This window comes from Fructilactobacillus sp. X7R9C1, assembly GCF_059901005.1.
The window spans coordinates 16974-35794 of record NZ_JBWXVG010000001.1 but is presented as its reverse complement, the minus strand read 5'-3'; the positions used below and the strand labels follow the sequence as shown (position 1 = coordinate 35794).

Sequence of the window (18821 nt, the reverse complement as noted above, 5' to 3'; positions counted from 1 at the left end):
AATAGAACCTTTTAAAATAATTTGCTCTACAAAAAAAGACCCGCTCTAACAAGCGGATCCCATCTTGTATAAATTATTTCTTATTTTCTTTACTGGAATCCTTTTTTTCAGAAGCCTTCTTGGTAGTTGATTTTGGTTCTTCTTTAGCACTGTCAACCACAATGTCAACGGCTTTTTGAATACCAATATCATGTTTTAACATGTCATCAGATAATGCATTACGAACGGCTGTTTCTTCCATTCCGTATTGTTTAGCGAGGTTGCTAACTTCTTTTTGAATGTCTTCTTCACTAGGATCAATCTTTTCAGCTTTAACAATTGCTTCTAAGACCAAATTAGTTTTAACTCGACGATCTGCACCATCAGCAAATTGCTTCTTTAAGTCCTCTGGCTTAGTACCAGTGAGTTTGTAGTACATTTCAGCGTTAATACCCTGCTGCTGCATTCCAGCTAAGTACTGGTCCATCTGACGTTGAACGTCATCATTAATCATAACTTCTGGAATATCTTTAACACTAGCATTATCTACTGCTTCACTAATAGCCGTATTTTCCTTGGCATCGTGAGCGGCTGATTCTTTTTGTTCCTTAAGTTCTTTTTTAACTTTGTCTTCCAATTCAGAAAGAGTATCAACATCTTCATCAACATCTTTAGCAAAGTCATCATCAAGCTTAGGAAGTTGTTTCTCTTTAACTTCATGGAGTTTAACCTTAAAGGTAGCTTCTTTGCCAGCTAATGACTTTTCTTGATAATCCTTAGGGAAGGTAACTTTTACTTCGACATCATCGCCAGCCTTTTTTCCAATCAATTGATCTTCAAATCCTGGAATGAATGATCCTGAACCAAGTTCAAGAGAATAGTTATTTGCTTTTCCACCTTCAAAAGGCTTGCCATCAACAAATCCCTCAAAATCAATGGTAACAGTGTCACCTTTTTTGGCAGGACGATCAACTAGAACAAGTTCAGCTTGAGATTGACGCATTTTATCAATCTTAGCATCAACGTCTTTCTTGTAAACTCGAGTACTTTCCTTTGGAACGCTTAGTCCTTTGTATTGACCAAGTTTAACATCAGGTTTGACACTAACAGTAGCCTTTAAGACCCAAGGCTTCCCTTTTTCAATTGAATCAACACTAACGTCAGGTTGACCAACGGGTTCAATGCCAGCGTCTTTAATTGCTTCACTGTAAGCATCTGGTAATAACAAATTCAAAGCATCTTGGTATAAAGCTTCTTCACCATACATTTGGTTAAATACTTGTCTTGAAACTTTACCCTTACGGAATCCAGGAACTTTAATATTTTTCTTATTCTTTTTGAAAGCTCGATCTAATCCTTCTTTAATCTTATCAAGACCAATTTCAAAAGTTAATTCCCCATCATTGGTACCCTTTTTCTTCCAATCTGCCATAACATTTCCTCCAACATGAAAAATATTTACACACTTTTCCAAGTAATAGTATTCAAATAATATTCTAACTTAAGCGTCCTCAAAAGTAAACAGCGACGCTAAAACGGCCATAGCAATAAAAAAAGAGATTGAAGACATTGTCTTCAATCTCTAAATAAAAATACTAATTAATCATCGATTTCGGTAACAACACCGGCACCAACGGTATGTCCACCTTCACGAATAGTGAACTTAGTACCCTTTTCAATGGCAACTGGCTTAGTTAAGTCAACGTGGAAAGTAACGTTGTCTCCAGGCATTACCATTTCAGTTCCCTTGTCTAATTCGATAACACCAGTAACATCAGTGGTGTGGAAGTAGAATTGAGGACGATAGTTTGAGAAGAATGGAGTATGACGTCCACCTTCTTCTTTGGTTAAGATATAAACTTGACCAGTGAACTTCTTGTGGGTTTGAATTGAACCAGGTGCTGCAAGAACTTGTCCACGAACAACTTGGTCACGATCAATACCACGAAGTAATGCACCGATGTTGTCACCGGCTTCACCCTTGTCAAGAGTCTTTCTGAACATTTCAAGACCAGTAACAGTAGTCTTCAATGTGTCAGGAACTAAACCAACAATTTCAACTTCGTCGCCGACTTTGATGCTACCACGGTCAATACGGCCAGAAGCAACAGTTCCACGACCAGTGATGGTAAATACATCTTCAACAGGCATTAAGAATGGCTTGTCGTCATCACGTTCTGGAGTTGGAATGTATTCATCAACAACATCCATTAATTTCATGATGTTTTCTTCTTGTTCTTTGTCACCTTGAAGTGCTTTCAAAGCTGAACCACGAACAACCGGAACATCGTCACCATTGTAACCATATTCTGAAAGCAACTCACGAATTTCCATTTCAACTAAGTCGATCAACTCGTCGTCATCAACCATGTCAGTCTTGTTCAAGAAGACAACAATGTGGTCAACACCAACTTGTCTAGCAAGCAAAATGTGTTCACGAGTTTGTGGCATAGGACCATCAGTTGCGGCAACAACAAGAATGGCACCATCCATTTGAGCAGCACCAGTGATCATGTTCTTAACGTAGTCAGCATGTCCTGGGGCGTCAATATGTGCATAATGACGCTTTTCAGTTTCGTATTCAACGTGGGCAGTATTAATAGTAATACCACGTTCCTTTTCTTCTGGTGCAGCATCGATATCAGCAAAGTCTTCAGCCTTAGCCAAGCCTTTTTCTGATAATACTTTAGTGATTGCTGCAGTTAAAGTAGTCTTCCCGTGGTCAATATGGCCGATAGTACCAATATTAACGTGGGGCTTTGTTCTTTCATAATGTTCTTTTGCCATTTATGAAACCCTCCTGTCATTTTCGTAAGACAAACATCAGCAAAACGCCAATGTCTCTTTATCATTAATTATACTACATTTCCCCTAAAAGGCAAAATTACCACCCTTTTGGGAATTCACTTTCATATTATATCCACTGACAAATTATTTGTAAACCAGATATAGACAATTTCTTAAATTACTTTAGTAATAAATTCATGATTTTATCAATTTTCACTAACCAATGATCAATTGATCCCATTTTTTCATCATCCACTACCATATTCGGATTAATGATATGTCGATGAATAGCGGTTACCCATTCATCAGGTTCCTTAATCACATTATCAATAAACGGATACAAAATTTGAGCATCATATTCGGCCGCGTTAGAAATTTGCTGATAACGAATTGGATCATTTTGTCCGTAGCGTTCCCTAATTTCCTTTTGCATTGCTTGATACGCACTAGAATCCAATTCATCAACAAGCTGTGATGGTGTTAAAGTATACGTTTTTCCATCCATCCAAATATATTTAACTGGTTTATCATACTTTAACTTAGCTAAATTATTAAGTAACTGATTTCTCCATACTGGATTGACGTCTGGATCTACTAGGTTAAACTGTGCACCCTTCAAATATTGCTTATACGGGAGTTCTTCAGCCTTTTCCATTATGTCGCGCTGCTTGATTCCCGTTTGTCCACCCATGTGCATAAAATGCTTCAAGTTGGCCCGGTTAGATTCAGCCTGCTCAGAGTCATTGATTCTCTCTAAAGATTCGATTTTGCCTTTGACATCATCCTTATCTAATACATCAATTGAATCAACAATTATTCGTAATGGGATAAACTTCCGGTTTTTTAAGTAAATATTTATTAATAATTTAACGTCATTTTCAACAAAATAATTAAAGTTATCTTCTAATAATCGATATGATTCAACGTACTTTTTTTCATTAAAGAGCGAGTGTCCCAACAAATCAATCACATTGTAATCGTCAACTTCATCATACAAAGCCAACAATTCCTGTGAACTTTTCTGATAATGTTTTTTCCTAAAGTCTGTTTGTGCTTTTTTTAATCTTGCCTTTTGATGATCATTCAATCTATTATCCTCACATAAGAAAACAAAAAAATTGAGCCGGGGCTCAACTTCTTTAGTCTTCTTGATCGTTTTTATTGTTAGCTTTTTTTCTTCTATGGTGTTGATTGACTTCCATAATAACTGGAAGAATCACTGGTCTTCTCCCAGTTTTTTTGTATAGAAATTGTCCAAGGTCTTCTCTAACATCCTGTTTTAAATGACCCCAGTCAAACTCCTTGTTATTAAGGTTATTCTGGACTGCTTCAGATACAATAGCAGCTGCTTCTTTAAGCAAGGATTTATCAGAATTAACGTAAACAAATCCCCGAGCCATGATTTTGGGCTCTGAAATAATTTTTTTCTTCTTGCGGTCGATAGTAACAACTGCCACGAAGACACCATCTTCCGATAACACTTTTCGATCTCGTAATACAATGTTTCCAATGTCTCCGACACCAATCCCATCAATCATGGTGTCAGAAGCTGGGACAGCTTCTGACAAAAACATGTTTTCACCATCAAACTCAATTACATCACCTTTAGCGGGTAAAATAACGTGTGATGGTTTCATCCCAACTTCCTCAGCTAGCTCTTTTTGTGCTTCCATTAATCGATACTCACCTTGGATTGGAATTAAGTAATCAGGATGAATTAAATTAAGGAGCAGTTGAAGATCATGCTTGCTGGCATCCCCTGAAATATTCTTTTCATCAGCAATGCTCATGACCTCTCCACCAGCTTTATAGATCATATCGCGAGTCTTAGCCCATGGAGTGTCCATTGCACGGGATGGACTGGTAGCAATCAAGACCAGGTCACCTGGCTGAATATCAACGTCTCTGTCTCGGTTATCAGCCATTCTTTGAAGTGATTCCATTGGTTCACCGTTCTTACCGGTTTGTAGAATCAAAACTTCATGCGGATTCATTTGCTCTAACTCTTTTGCAGATTCAATAAACAAATCGTCAGAAGGTAACGTTAACTTGCCAAGTTTCAACGCAGTATCAATAACCTCTTCTAGACCCTTACTGGTTAGATAAACTCTCCTACCTGACTTAGACGCAGCGTTTAATACTTCTTGAATTCTTAAAATATTATTAGCAAGACAGGCAACGATCACACGACCCTTCTGATAGTGAAAGGTTTCATAGAGATAGTCTCTGATCTCTTTCTCGTCAGTACTCTCTTCCGGATTGTCAGCATTTCTTGAGTCACTTAAAAGTGCCAATACGTGTTCTTTACCAATATCAGTAAGAGCTGAATAATCCGTTTTGTACCCGTCAGCAGCAGTCTGATCAAACTTAAAATCACCAGTATAAACAATGTTTCCGAGTTCAGTACTAATCACGATCCCAACTGAGTCAGGAATTGAATGGGTAGTATCAAAGAAACTAACCGTGCCATCCTCAAATACAATTTCGCTTTTACTATTAATGACGTGAAAATCATTAAATTTCTTAGTCTTCTTATTATCGGCAACCGCCAACTTTGCCAAACCAATCGTTAACTCCGTTCCAAACACGGGAACGTTAAATTCACTTAAAAAATATGGAAGTGCACCAATTGCATCTGCGTGACCGTGGGTAAGAAAAACCCCGACAATTTTATCGGCGTTATCCCTTAAATACGAAAAATCTGGGATTACAAAATCAATTCCTAACATTTCGTTTTGAGGGTATTTTAGTCCACAATCCAAAATAAAAATACTATTATCATTAATTTCAATGGCATAAAGATCCTTGCCATTTTCTCTCACTCCACCCAGTGGAATGATTTTGATGTTCTTTTTCATAATTACTTGTTCCTCTCAAAAAATTACTTACGATTAAAATTAACTATTTTATGCGAAGCTTGGCCTCTAAGCGCTCATGATATCTGTTAACAGTGTAACATATTTATATTAAGCACTAAATTATTTATGTATAAAAAAAGAGCGGAAAAAATCCGCCCTATTAAAATCAAGATTAACGACGTAATCCTAATTCCTTGATTAATTTACGATAACTTTGTACATCATTGTTACGTAAGTAAGCAAGAAGATTTCTTCTGTGACCGATCTTCTTCATAAGTCCACGTTGTGAATGAAAATCCTTTTTGTGGGTCTTCATGTGTCCATTAATTTCATTAATATCAGCAGTCAGTACAGCAATTTGTACTTCTGTCGAGCCCGTGTCACCATCGTGTTGAGCAAACTTTTTAATAATATCGTTCTTTTGTTCTTTAGTTAAAGCCATTATTACATTCCACCTTTCTAATCTAATCCCTCAATCTGAGTAATACGTCAGTGACTCGCAAAACTAAGATTAAGTTACTTATTTAATATAACCTAAAAGAAAGCGTTATTCAAGTTATCATTAAAAAATTAGTCTTGTTTTTAGTGCTATTGCAATTAATCAATGGATTTTGTATAATTAGGAACGTCAAAAGATGTGAATAATTGAATTTATTTCACAAGGTGGAGGTGAACTTAATGCCAGTAATTAAATCTGCTATCGAACGTATGCGAACTAACGAAGAAGCTAGAAAGAAAAACGCATCTCAAAAGAACGAAATGAGAAGTGCAATCAAAAAATTCGAAAAAGCTGAAGCTTCTGGTGCCGATGATTTAGATAGTGTATACCGCAGTGCTGTTGCAGCAATTGACCATGCAAAATCTAAGGGTCTTATCAAAGCTAATAACGCTAACCGTAAGAAGTCTCATTTAGCAAATAAACTTGCTAAAAACGATAACTAAAAAAAGAATCCGATTAATCGGATTCTTTTTTTATACTCTGATTTAGTTTAACGGCAAACATTTCAAACAACAATTCTGGATCAATACTCGTACTTTTCAGTTGCTCTTCAATTTCTACCAAACTAATATATGCATCTCGTAGATATTCTCTAGGATACTTGCGATTGTTCCTGATTGCTAATTTTACTCGATACGGATGGACCCGTAAAGAACTTGCTAAATTCCCCTGACTATAGCCAAAATAATCTAAAATTTTAACTTGCAGTAATAATCTGAACTGACTAACTAAAATTGCATTGATTTGAATTGGCTCATGCTTCTGAGAAATTAAATCATGATAAAACTCGATTGCTTGCGTTGTTTTACCACTCATTAAATAATTAATTAAATCAAAAACGTTTTGATCCATCGATTTTGATACTAACGAATCGACCGCATCAAGCGTTATTTTTTTATCATTGATTTTGTATAAAAATAGTTTATCTAATTCATTCATAACACTAGCCAAATTACCCGAAGTTCGAGAAAGAAGTTCTTCAAGTGCATTTCGATCGATCGAATATCCACTGTTCTTAATCTTACTTTGCACTAACTGCTTAATTTCCCTTTCAGAAAACCGATTTAAGTCGATTACTTCCGCACGTTTTAAAAGCTCCTTACTAACCTTTTTTCTAGCATCTAACTTTTGATATGGAGCAAAAAAAGCCAAAGTTGTTTCATCAGGAGCATTCTTCAAATAATTTATGAGTTCTTCTGAATGATGAACGGTTTTGCTTTTATTTTTTTCACCGGTTAAAAAATACGGATTCTTAATGAAGACTAGTCGTTTTTTCCCAAAAAAAGGAATTGACATCGCATCATTTAGTGCAACGGAAAGCGATGTTTCTTCCATATCATAAGTAGCAAAATTCATTGTCCGTTCATCATTTGGGATCAGAGACTTTAGTTTCTTTTGAATTATATCGATCCAATAATCATCATTTCCAAGGATTAAATAAATTGATTTAGGATCACTATCAATCTGATTAACTTGTTCTACGACACTCAACGACGTGCCACCTTCCACTTTGTTTCAAATTTTCCAATTTTGTTATTATTTTTGAATTTATATCTAATCATACCATTCTTTTTGGTACTGATAATTGCAACATGTTGTTGGTTCATTGTATCAATAGTTTCCTGATTTGGATGATTATAACGATTATGACGACCCGCAGATATCAGAGCAACTTTAGGATTAATTGCCCTGATAAATCTAGGATCGGATGAAGTCTTACTTCCGTGATGACCTAGCTTGATCACATCAACTCGCAAATCAGGATATTTTTGGATAATCTTAAGTTCTTCCTCTCGGTTCAAATCACCCATAAAAATCCACTTCAAACCGCCAATTTTACCAAAAAGTACCATGGAATCTTGATTTTCACCAGACCCACTTTTCATCGGATGAACAACTTGAAATGGGGAATTTTTAATTCGATTTCCAGTCTTGGCATCAAGCAACTGAAACTGTCCTTGATACGGTCTAATTCGCCTTAAAAAGCTTTGATTATTAGTCATCCCCCACGGAACATAAACCCGATCAACCTTCATTTTACTTAAGAAGGCCGGCAAATCACCAACATGATCAGCATCTTGATGACTTAAACAAACATTATCAAGTTTTGAAATCCCAATGCTTTTTAAATATTGGATTGAAGTATCATTGGCTTGATAAATTTTGGCCCGCTTCTGTTTGCCAAAGAAATTAGGCTTTCCGCCAGTGTCAATCAACGTAATCGAACGATTAAATGGCTCTCTAACAAGAAAACTATCCCCTTGACCAACATCAAATGCATCAACTTCTCCATTCATTGGAAAATGAATCATCACAAAACCAATGCTAAAAAATAACACTAAAAGAATCATTCGCTTCATAGTTACTTTTTCAATGAGTAGTAAAGAAATTATTACCATTAATAAAACGATCCATACGTTTAGTTTCCCGATCACCAAATTTCCTGGAAGCCTTGAAAGAAAATTTAAAAGCTGGTCAAATGTCTTTAAGGTTGTATCAATTAATGAAACAATCAAATCAAATTTTAAAAATGACAGCAAATATCCAATTAACACAATCGGAAATATAAAGGTTGAAAAGAAAGGGACAAATAACAGATTGGCAAATAAAGATAATGCATGCCATTCATACATATGGTACAAAATAATTGGCACGCTAATTAAGTTAAGTAGGATAGTTTGTTTTAAAAACCCACAGTTTTTCGTCAGGATTAACCCAAGTGATAATAAATATGAAAGCTGACATCCAAACTGAAAAATAAACAATGGATTAATCAGCAAGTTGATCATCACCGCACTGGACCAGATATCTAAGGGAGATATGTCAAGATACACTTTATCTAGACCCAAGCGTTCTTCGGCCATTATAATTGCCCGAAGTAAACTAGCTCCTGCACCAGCAATTACAAAGTAAAATGGAAGAAAAATGATTAAGAATGAATTAACCTGCTCCCTTCTCAATCGCAAAGTCGTCATAATCCACGTAATCAAACCAATTAAATAATAAACGTGCATCCCCGAAATTGTGAATAAGTGGATGAGGCCCAAGCGTTGGACCCCGGTCAGTTCTTCTCTAAAATCACTACTCCGACTTCCATAAATGATACCCAAAACGTACATCCGTAGATGTTTAGGTAATTGATCACACGTTTTAATCATTTGAAACCTTAAGTCGTGAACCCGATCACCTAAACCTTGATTGCTACAAATCTGACGGTATTTAATTTGATCACATTTAATTTCACTCACAATTCCCTTAGCGCGATTAAAACTCTTGGAGTCAAATTGAGCAAAATTGGGTGGTGAATCAATCAAACTAAGTTGGCCATCAATAATAAATTCGCTGGTGTGATTAAGATGAAGCAAAGCATCTTTTTCACTCTTATTTTTTACAAACCCATAAATTAATACCCGCTGTTTTAGCCGGGGAATTTCTACAACTCCACTATACGTATCTCCATGAAGCTGTAATTCATCTGGATGGACCTTAGCTATCCAAGTCGAAGTCGTTTCTGTCTTAGGTATCACCCTAACTTGTCGGTTAATGTGATTTTGCCAAATTCCAAAAAATATCAGTGGAATTAGCAGTGAGATGACACTTTTTGAAAAGAAACGGGGAATTCTTAAAAGAAAGATACGAATCAACCATAAAATTAATAAAACAATTCCAATTACGTGATTTCCAAAAAATGCGAATGCACCAAGCACCCACAAAATGGATGTAAAAACCAAAAAATTCTTTTTAATTATTTATCGACGGATAAGAATGATTCAAACGGTAGATTATTAACATCATTTTGATTAACATCAACTTTTTCTAAAGAGACATGTTTCATGTCCAATAACTTTTTAGCATACTCACTGTTATGATAATTTCTTAAATACTTGATTTTAATGATCCCGGCCTGAAGTAACATCTTTGTACACTGCAAACAAGGTACATCAGTGACGTATAACTCAGCATTATCAGTTGACTCACCAAACTTAGCACATTGTAGAATGGCATTCATCTCGGCGTGGATTGTTCTTTGACAATGACCATCTACTAAATAACACCCTTCGTCAATACAATGGACATCTCCTGATACTGAACCGTTATATCCACAAGCAATTACTCGCTTATTTTGCACCAATACCGCACCGACAGATCGTCGATTGCATGTACTTCTGGACGCAACTAACATCGCTTGCAACATGAAATATTGGTCCCACGGAATCCTCTTCTTTTTCATAACTGTCATCACCTTCACTAGAATAGTTAAATCTAGTATACCAATATTTATCTATCACAGTTGCTTCAAACAGTAATCGAACTTTTCAAATTTGCAACGGTCTTATCACCAAATCCAGGAACGTTTTTCAAGTCCTCAGGCTTTTTAAATGGGCCACTTTGTTTCCGATAAGCAATTATTTTATCAGCCTTCTTATCACCAATCCCATTTAGCTGTTGAAGTTTAGCTTTATCTGCTTCATTAATATTAACCTTTCCGCTATCAGAACCCTTATCACTTCCAGCCGAATTGCCTGATGAATCACTAGCAACTTGATTGGTCTTTGGTAATCCATTAATTTCTCCACGAATTGGGACATAAACAACCTGTTGATCAGACAATTTTTGCGCCAAATTAATGTGTTTAGCATCCGCTGAACGATTAAAACCACCTGCTAATTCAACTGCATCAGAAACACGCATGTTTTTACCAACCTGATAAACTCCTGGTTTATTAACTGCTCCCTTTACATCAACATACACTTGTTGGTGATCATCATTCCCATTGCCTGCCGAATTCTCTGCGGTTGATTTAGTAACGTTTTTTCTGCGATTTGCTTTGGCTGTTGTTTGCAAATTAGTACGTGGTGCCTGCCCGCTACTATTTTGAGATGCAAAAACACAATATCCCAGCAGTCCCACCACAATAATTATCAATCCTCCAATAATTCTGTACTTGTATTCCTCAATAAATTCATATAGCTTATCCATCTTTCTCTCCTTTCACATTTAAATACGAAAAAAACACAGCTTTTAGCTGTGTTTTTGATTTAAATAATTCAAAGCGTCATCAAAAGATGTGACCGGAACAATTTTCATTTTAGGGGCATACCTTTTGGCAGTTGCTTTAGCCACTTGGTAATTAGTCTTATGACCTTGCTCCATTCTTAAAATTGGCTCAGTCGGTTTAACGTATGGACAAAAGAAAACCTGTGCGCCACTCTTATTAGCAGCAATTATTTTCTTATCCACTCCACCAATTTCGCCCACTTGACCATTGGCGGCAATCGTCCCAGTTCCTGCAATTCGTTTGTAATCGTAATTCGTATGTTTTAATTCACTATATACTTGAAGGGCAAACATCAGACCACCAGAGGGTCCACCAATTTTTCCTGGGTTAATATTGGCCTTAGGATCAGTTTTAACACTCATATCATCAATCATTCCGATTCCAATCCCATAAAACCCCTTGACCAGTTGTTTCTTTGTGCCGATCGCCTGTTTATCTTTTCCATTCCGTTTAAAAGTAATTTTAAGTTGCGCATGCTTGGGTAAACTTTGAATGTACTTTACATATTCGGGACCCTTATATAATTTTTTCCCATTTATTGATTCAACTAAATCACCAGGCTTCAATTTATTGGCGAAATCAGATTGTGGATAAACGTTTAATACGTACACACCATGATAACTTTGCTTAATTTTACCATGAGCTTTGTGGTAGCCAACATAAATTGCATTATTGATAGCCGTCTTCATATAAATATCTTGTACGTTATCATACTCTTGATTACTTTGATTTCCCATCACATCTGACGTTTTCTCAATTGAAACATGGGGATTCACTTTTGAATACAAGTAAGTGATTGGTCTAGCCTGCGACATTGAAACTGCAGTGATCATAAACTTATTCTTCTTATTTGGTTTAATTCCTTGAATTTTAACCATTGATTGAATGTTAACGGCTTCACCAGGCGCTTCAATCAAAGCATTAAGCGGCCAAAAAAGGAACCACAATATAAAAATAATGATCCCTAGGAAAATCAAAAAATATCGGTTATGTTTAATCCATTTCCAGATTGTCTTCACTGATTTCTCTTCTCCTTTAATGCCTCACACACAACGTTAGGAACAAATTTTGATACATCTCCACCAAAATGATTAATCTCTTTAACCATTGAAGACGAAATCAATTCATAATCATGGTTGGCAAACAACAACACGGTCTCAATTTGCGAATCCAACATTTGGTTTAAACTAGCAATTTCCTGTTCGTTTTCAAAGTCTTTAGTATCCCGAATCCCTCGGATCAGGATATTGGCATGTTCTGCTTTTAAGAAATCAACCGTTAAATTAGAATAGACCTTAACAGTAACGTTTGAATAGCCAGCCACACACGTTTCAACCATTTCTTTCCGTTCTTTAGGGGTAAACAACCCCACTTTACTCGAATTGTCGCCAATGGCAACGACAACTTCGTCAAATAGTTGCGTTGCTCGCTTAATAATATTCAAATGTCCATTGGTAATGGGGTCAAAGCTACCCGGATAAATGGCTTTTTTCATAATTTTTCCCTTTATATTAAAATTTGATAGATTGATATCACCGTTAAACCATAATCTTTTTGTTTAATGAGGCGATAGTTTTTAACATCATCAGACATATCAGTTTGATTGTCAGTCTCACAGATTACCATCCCATTATGACTTAACAAACCACTATTGCTAATTTCTTCTAGTTGTTTAACCATCTGTTGCTTTTTATATGGGGGATCCAAGAAAATATAGTCAAAGAAATGACCTTCTTCTTTCAATTTAACCAGTGCTGATTCGGCATTCATCTTCCACACAGAAAAATCAGCAGCATTCGGATCAATCGCAACGTTCTGTTTAATAGTTTTATACGCAGCATACTGTTTATCAACTAAAACGGCATGATCCATTCCCCTAGAAATGGCCTCAAGGGAGACGGCTCCTGATCCGGCATATAAATCCAGAAAACTACCGCCATCAAAGTATGGTCCGATCATGTTAAATAACGCTTCTCGCACTTTGTCGGTTGTTGGGCGCGTCCGATTCCCAGGGACTGGTTTAATTTTACGTCCTCCAAATTTTCCTGAAATTATTCTCATTTTTGTTTCCTACTCTTCAACGTTATTTTCAGCATTAATCTCACCAAAAGTAAGTGCCAAGTCAACGGTTTTAGAGACACCAACCTTTTTAACAAACCTAAGTTTACTAATTTCTTGGATAGTCGTATCTAAATCAGAACTATCAACAAAAATAATAACATAATGCATCTTTTTCGATACAAATCGAATATCACCAAATCTCTTTAGGTTTTTAATTTGACGAATCGAGTATGTTGAAACAATCAATTCCGTTCGGTCAGTTAATTTGGCCATGATTTCACCTTACTTCACTTTTTTATTACTACGTTCTCTTTTTTCTACTCTACTAATATAAAGGACTAGTCCAAGACAAATGGAAAGTGCCGTTATACTTGAACCCCCGTAACTGATAAATGGAAGTGCAACTCCAGTTAAAGGAATCATACCAACCGCACCACCAGCATTGAATAGAGTCTGAATAAAAATGTAGGCAGCAGTTCCATAACAAATCGTACTATAAAAAGTATCGTTAGTTCGACTGCCAACTGCGATAATTCTTAAAACGAGATACAACAAGAGTCCCAAAACGACTAAAATACCAACGATCCCAAGTTCTTCGCCAATAACTGCAATTATAAAATCAGTATTTGGCTCTGACAAGTAACCCATCTTTTGAATACCGTTACCAATCCCGACACCAAACCAACCACCGTTACTAATTGCATAATAAGAATTCACCAATTGATGCCCGGTAGTCTGAATGTACTTAAAGGGGTCGGAAAAACTAATTAATCGTTGAAACTGGTAACTATGAAGATGATCTAAAATTCCATCAAAGGGTTTAATCCAAATCCTAAAACCTAAAATAAAGATGCCAATTACAACAATCCAAATTCTTGAAGCCTTAAAGTTACTTCCGGCTGCCAGAATCATCATTAAAATAATGAATAAGTTAATTGCAAAACCACCGGTATCAGGTTGGAAGAAAATTAAAACGAGCATGATAATTGGAAGTAGGCTTGGCTTAGAAACAGTTCTAAACTCTTTAAATAACCCAACGTTCTTAAAGAATGGTCTTTCGTGTGCTAAAACATTTGCGTAATACAAGATGAATAACGGCTTACAAAATTCAGCCGGTTGAATACTAACTGGTCCAATTCTGATCCATCCGGCTGCCCCATTCGTACTAGTACCAAAAAACTTCAAAAACACTAAAACAACGGCCATAAAAACCATTGCTAACACATAGAACTTTAAGTTACCCTCAAGCAATTTACTTCTTAGCCTTGAAAAAAACAACAGAACAATAAAACCAACAAACACAAATATCGATTGCAGAATCAGATAACGAAACGCCATATTAGTATGAGCGCTTAACCCTTCACTAGATGAAAAGACCATGACGATCCCAATCAAACTCAGTAATAGGTATGGCACCATAATGTACCAGTCTAGCTGTTTTAAGTATTTAATCATATTAATCTCCAACTGAATATGTAAAATTCATGAATTAATACCTTTCATTATACTAGTATCACCAAATAAAAAAAGACTATTTAACAATGGTTAAATAGTCTTAATTATTTTAATTAATTGTGACGGCGCTTCTTAGCTGCCTTTTCACGTTCATTAGTATTTAAAATTCTCTTTCTTAATCTGATATGATCTGGAGTAACCTCACAAAGTTCATCCTCGTTTAGGAATTCAAGTGATTCTTCAAGAGTCATATGAACTGGTTCCTTAACCTTCGCAATATCTTCGGATCCAGCTGCACGAACGTTGGTTTGATTACGACCACGAGTAATATTAACCGAAATATCATTATCTCGTGCGTTTTCACCAACAATCATACCCTCATAAACATCGGTACCAGGATCAGTGAAAATCTTACCACGGTCTTGAACGGCCATGATGGCATAAGTAGTCACCTTACCTGAATTAATTGAAACTAAGGTTCCGTTACGACGACCAGGATTCCAATTTTTGATGGCTGGAAGATATTGACTGAATGAATGGTTCATGATTCCGTATCCACGAGTCAATGATAAAAATTGAGTGCTGTACCCAATCAAACCACGTGATGGAACTAAGAAAGTCATTCGAACCTGACCATTTCCAACGTTTTCCATGTTTTTCATTTCACCCTTACGTTGTGACAAGGTATCAATGATTGAACCAGAATATTCTTCTGGGGTATCAATCTGAACGGATTCAAATGGTTCACACTTAACTCCGTCAACATCCTTGTAGATAACTTCAGGACGGGAAACTTGAAGTTCGTAACCTTCACGACGCAAAGTTTCAATCAAGATTGAAAGGTGAAGTTCACCACGTCCGGAAACAACCCATGCACCAGGATCATCAGTGTCTTCAACTCGAAGAGAAACATCCGTATGAAGTTCCTTCTTCAAACGATCACCAAGTTGACGAGCAGTGAGATACTTACCGTCTTGACCAACAAATGGTGAAGTATTGGTTCCAAAAGTCATTCGAAGGGTTGGTTCGTCAATTCTCAAAACAGGAAGTGGTTCCTGCTTATCAGGACTAACAACGGTTTCACCAACGTTAATGTCTTCCATTCCAGAGACAGCAATTAAATCTCCGGCCTTAGCCTCATTGATCTCAACTTTTTGAAGACCAATGAATCCCATCAATTTAGTAACACGAAACTTCTGAGTGCTCCCATCAAGTTTCATGAGAACAACATTATCCCCAACCTTGATCTTACCTCTGAAGACACGGCCAATACCAATTCGACCAACGAAATCGTTATAATCAAGCATTGCAACTTGGAATTGTAATGGATCGTCTGAATTATCGATTGGTGAAGGGATGTTTTTGATAATGGTATCAAAAACCGGCTTCATAGTGTGTTCCTGCTTTGAAACGTCAGGATCATAACTTGAAGTTCCGTTCATAGCAGAGGCATAAACCACTGGGAATTCCAGTTGTTCTTCATCAGCACCTAATTCAATGAATAAATCAAGAACTTCATCAACAACTGCTTCAGGTCTTGCACCAGGTTTATCAACTTTGTTGATTACAACGATTGGAGTCAAATGTTGTTCCAAAGCCTTCTTTAAAACAAAACGGGTCTGTGGCATTGTTCCTTCAGCTGCATCAACAACCAAAAGGACACCATCAACCATTCGCATGATACGCTCAACTTCTCCACCAAAGTCGGCATGTCCTGGAGTATCCAAAATGTTAATTTGCTTGTCGCCATATTTAACGGCAGTATTTTTTGACAGAATGGTAATTCCACGCTCACGTTCAATCGCGTTAGAATCTAACGCACGATCTTGAATCTCAGTGTGATCATTCAATGTGTCAGATTGTTTTAATAATTCATTAACCAAGGTCGTCTTACCGTGATCGACATGGGCAATGATGGCAATGTTTCTAATATCGTCTCTTGTTTTCAAAAATGTTTCCTCCTCAAAAAAGCAATTCAAAAATTTGCAATTTGATAAGTTAATAACCCAACTTCGATAAAAAAGCTGTGAATCCATCACAGCTTTTGATTAACGCTTCGTCGAAATTTTCAGAATATCTTTTTGCGCCTTTTTTGTCGCTAACAAAACTGTGTTTGATAATAGCATATTTATGGGCTTGCCGTCAATAGTAGAAACGGTCATCCCAAGCGTTTCAGCAAGAACACGACCAGCAGCAATATCCCAAGGCCTTAAATGCGAAATATAACCGATTGTCTCCCCGCAAAGAGCAGCAACGATTTCGATCCCAGCACTACCATAAATTCGATAACCAGAACTAGCCTCTGCAATTTCTTGCATATGATAAACATCCCTAATAACAAGCGGACCACTCATTCCAATCAACCCATTTTCAAGAGAACCGTTAACTGGAGGATTCATTGTCTCAGAATTAACATAGATACCAATATCAGGGCCACCATGATACAACTTGTTATTTATAACATCATAAATGAACCCGAGGGTTGGTACGCCATCGACATAATAGGCAATCATCATTGCGAAGTGATTACGTTGCTTTACAAAATTCATCGTTCCATCGATTGGATCTACAATCCAAACCCGTCCGTTTAAATTGTCAATTTTGTCACCTAAGCCCTCTTCACCGAGAACTTTACTGTCAGGTTTAAGTGCTTTTAGCTGTTTTACAAAAAACTTTTCGTTGTCTTTATCAATGTTTGTAACTAAATCTTTCCTTCCAGTTTTTTCATCTACGTCTAAATGACCATTTAATCTTTCCATGACAAACGCACGTGCGGTTTTTAAGATTTGGCAAACATCTTGATCAATTTTATTTAAATCATCTACTGTTGTGATGGAAATCATTCCTTTCGCTTAATGGTCTTTAAATCCGAGTTTCCTTTTGCTAATTTAATAACATGGTATACATCTAAACCAGACTGCTTTTCAAAATCTCTTTGTAAATTATTTTGTTCGACTCTTGCCGGATTAATCTCACAGAAGCGTCGATAACTATCCATTAGCTTCTTTCGATTAACTCCCTTATTATAAGCCATTTCAATATTTTCAAAGAAATGACAAACATCAATTAATTCTTTTCGACTCCAATCATCAACAATGGGATAAGAATAACTATCATTAGTTTTTCGAGGCATTTTTTCCTCCATTAATCACGGCTGCAATAATATTATTGGCCCATTCAACGTCTGAGTTTAACTTTTTTTGTTCGTCCTCTGAAAGCTGAAGTCGAATCGATTGAGCTGCTCCATTTCGATTAATTAGTTTGGGGCTAACATCCAGCTTTAGCTCATCTTTTTCTTTATCAACATTTACAACTGAACAAATTAACGATTGACCCTCATACATTGAAACAAGTAATCTAACAATAGCTTTACTTTGGATCATTTCATTAATAACGACCCCTTGATCATCAATCACTTCCTGAACTTGAGTAATGATGTCACTACTGTAGTTGTTACTATCATCAGCCAGGTATGAAAGCAAGGTTGCAGGACCAATGTAAACCCTACTCCAGGCGACTAAATTATTAGTATTTAATCCTAAGACATTGACATTAATATCATCAGCACTAACGTCAAAATTCCTCTGGAGTTCATTCTTCAGTAGCATTTCTTGGGGAAGAGTTCCAACACCAATGATATTTTGATTATCAAGTCCAGAAAAACTTGCTGCAAAATACGTAAAAACTTCATCATGTGGGGCATCAATCACTATTTTACCGCGAAATCCATTTGAGACACAGTCATTGATTAAATTCCTTAGTTTATCAATTTCCGGTCTCAAGTCTTCTGCAATTTGAGTAGCATCCGTCAACTTGGGATTATAGAAATCAATGTTTGGCAAATACAATAATGCATCGAAATTATTTAATTCTGGCTTACTTGCAATCTGGATTGACAAGTTATGACACATCTTACTAGAAAAGACGGTTGATCGAACTTGTTCACTGTCGTCTACTTGGATAGTAACGGGAAAGTCTAAAACAATTAAAGCGTTCAAAAGTGATAAGATCCTGGTTATGCTTCCTTTAATTAATATTTTTGGTTGCATTCCAATTCCTCCATTCTTTGTTTTTAAAGAATTTATTAATTTTTTGCTTGTTAATAAAATACCATTTCAAATTT

At 36.4% G+C, this 18821-nt stretch carries 19 protein-coding genes; 1 reads left to right on the top strand and 18 read right to left on the bottom strand.

All coding sequences use genetic code 11. The annotated features are described in order from the left end of the window. Window positions 1-73: 73 nt before the first annotated feature. From tig to rpsO, 5 genes are all read right to left on the bottom strand, one after another. A complete protein-coding gene (tig, locus tag AC6UD0_RS00180; RefSeq protein WP_500696611.1) occupies window positions 74-1411 on the bottom strand; it encodes a trigger factor in 1338 nt (445 codons plus the stop codon). A gap of 167 nt (window positions 1412-1578) precedes the next feature. After that, window positions 1579-2766, bottom strand: a complete 1188-nt coding sequence (gene tuf, locus AC6UD0_RS00175) for an elongation factor Tu (protein ID WP_500693891.1) — start codon at window positions 2764-2766, stop codon at window positions 1579-1581. A 178-nt stretch (window positions 2767-2944) separates the two neighbouring features. Beyond that, entirely contained in the window at window positions 2945-3853 is a 909-nt protein-coding gene (locus AC6UD0_RS00170) for a hypothetical protein (RefSeq protein WP_500707771.1), read from the bottom strand. Between the two features lie 52 nt (window positions 3854-3905). After that, complete coding sequence (locus AC6UD0_RS00165; RefSeq protein ID WP_500707769.1) at window positions 3906-5624, bottom strand: ribonuclease J; 1719 nt, start codon at window positions 5622-5624, stop codon at window positions 3906-3908. Between the two features lie 172 nt (window positions 5625-5796). Further along, entirely contained in the window at window positions 5797-6066 is a 270-nt protein-coding gene (rpsO, locus tag AC6UD0_RS00160; RefSeq protein ID WP_500693894.1) for a 30S ribosomal protein S15, read from the bottom strand. Between the two features lie 236 nt (window positions 6067-6302). Here rpsO and rpsT point away from each other — a divergent pair, with 236 nt between their 5' ends. Further along, window positions 6303-6566, top strand: a complete 264-nt coding sequence (rpsT, locus tag AC6UD0_RS00155) for a 30S ribosomal protein S20 (RefSeq protein ID WP_500695552.1) — start codon at window positions 6303-6305, stop codon at window positions 6564-6566. A gap of 13 nt (window positions 6567-6579) precedes the next feature. Here the strand turns inward: rpsT and holA are convergent, their stop codons facing one another. From holA to AC6UD0_RS00090, 13 genes are all read right to left on the bottom strand, one after another. Beyond that, on the bottom strand, window positions 6580-7614 hold the full coding sequence (gene holA, locus AC6UD0_RS00150; RefSeq protein WP_500693896.1) for a DNA polymerase III subunit delta: 1035 nt from the start codon (window positions 7612-7614) through the stop codon (window positions 6580-6582). Continuing rightward, window positions 7611-9650 (bottom strand): DNA internalization-related competence protein ComEC/Rec2, encoded by a 2040-nt coding sequence (locus AC6UD0_RS00145; RefSeq protein WP_500707767.1) that lies wholly within the window; start codon window positions 9648-9650, stop codon window positions 7611-7613. The genes holA and AC6UD0_RS00145 overlap by 4 nt, the downstream gene beginning before the upstream one ends. Window positions 9651-9868: 218 nt before the next feature. After that, on the bottom strand, window positions 9869-10354 hold the full coding sequence (locus AC6UD0_RS00140; protein WP_500707765.1) for a ComE operon protein 2: 486 nt from the start codon (window positions 10352-10354) through the stop codon (window positions 9869-9871). Between the two features lie 65 nt (window positions 10355-10419). After that, window positions 10420-11103, bottom strand: a complete 684-nt coding sequence (locus AC6UD0_RS00135) for a helix-hairpin-helix domain-containing protein (protein ID WP_500693899.1) — start codon at window positions 11101-11103, stop codon at window positions 10420-10422. Between the two features lie 42 nt (window positions 11104-11145). Continuing rightward, the gene (locus tag AC6UD0_RS00130; protein WP_500707052.1) at window positions 11146-12201 is read right to left on the bottom strand and encodes a SepM family pheromone-processing serine protease; all 1056 of its coding nucleotides are present in this window, start codon (window positions 12199-12201) and stop codon (window positions 11146-11148) included. Continuing rightward, the gene (coaD, locus tag AC6UD0_RS00125; RefSeq protein ID WP_500693901.1) at window positions 12198-12677 is read right to left on the bottom strand and encodes a pantetheine-phosphate adenylyltransferase; all 480 of its coding nucleotides are present in this window, start codon (window positions 12675-12677) and stop codon (window positions 12198-12200) included. Before coaD ends, AC6UD0_RS00130 begins: the two co-directional genes overlap by 4 nt. Window positions 12678-12688: 11 nt before the next feature. Further along, window positions 12689-13243, bottom strand: a complete 555-nt coding sequence (gene rsmD / locus AC6UD0_RS00120; protein WP_500693902.1) for a 16S rRNA (guanine(966)-N(2))-methyltransferase RsmD — start codon at window positions 13241-13243, stop codon at window positions 12689-12691. Window positions 13244-13252: 9 nt separating this feature from the next. Then, window positions 13253-13516, bottom strand: a complete 264-nt coding sequence (locus AC6UD0_RS00115; protein WP_500693903.1) for a YlbG family protein — start codon at window positions 13514-13516, stop codon at window positions 13253-13255. Between the two features lie 9 nt (window positions 13517-13525). Beyond that, window positions 13526-14698, bottom strand: a complete 1173-nt coding sequence (locus AC6UD0_RS00110; RefSeq protein WP_500707764.1) for an FtsW/RodA/SpoVE family cell cycle protein — start codon at window positions 14696-14698, stop codon at window positions 13526-13528. 113 nt (window positions 14699-14811) lie between these two features. Further along, window positions 14812-16647, bottom strand: coding sequence for a translational GTPase TypA (gene typA, locus AC6UD0_RS00105; RefSeq protein ID WP_500693905.1), 1836 nt, complete (start codon window positions 16645-16647; stop codon window positions 14812-14814). Between the two features lie 99 nt (window positions 16648-16746). Beyond that, the gene (locus AC6UD0_RS00100) at window positions 16747-17538 is read right to left on the bottom strand and encodes an inositol monophosphatase family protein (protein WP_500707929.1); all 792 of its coding nucleotides are present in this window, start codon (window positions 17536-17538) and stop codon (window positions 16747-16749) included. After that, on the bottom strand, window positions 17538-17831 hold the full coding sequence (locus AC6UD0_RS00095) for a UPF0223 family protein (protein ID WP_500707763.1): 294 nt from the start codon (window positions 17829-17831) through the stop codon (window positions 17538-17540). Before AC6UD0_RS00095 ends, AC6UD0_RS00100 begins: the two co-directional genes overlap by 1 nt. Continuing rightward, window positions 17815-18747 (bottom strand): Rossmann-fold NAD(P)-binding domain-containing protein, encoded by a 933-nt coding sequence (locus AC6UD0_RS00090; protein ID WP_500707761.1) that lies wholly within the window; start codon window positions 18745-18747, stop codon window positions 17815-17817. Before AC6UD0_RS00090 ends, AC6UD0_RS00095 begins: the two co-directional genes overlap by 17 nt. Window positions 18748-18821 lie beyond the last annotated feature (74 nt).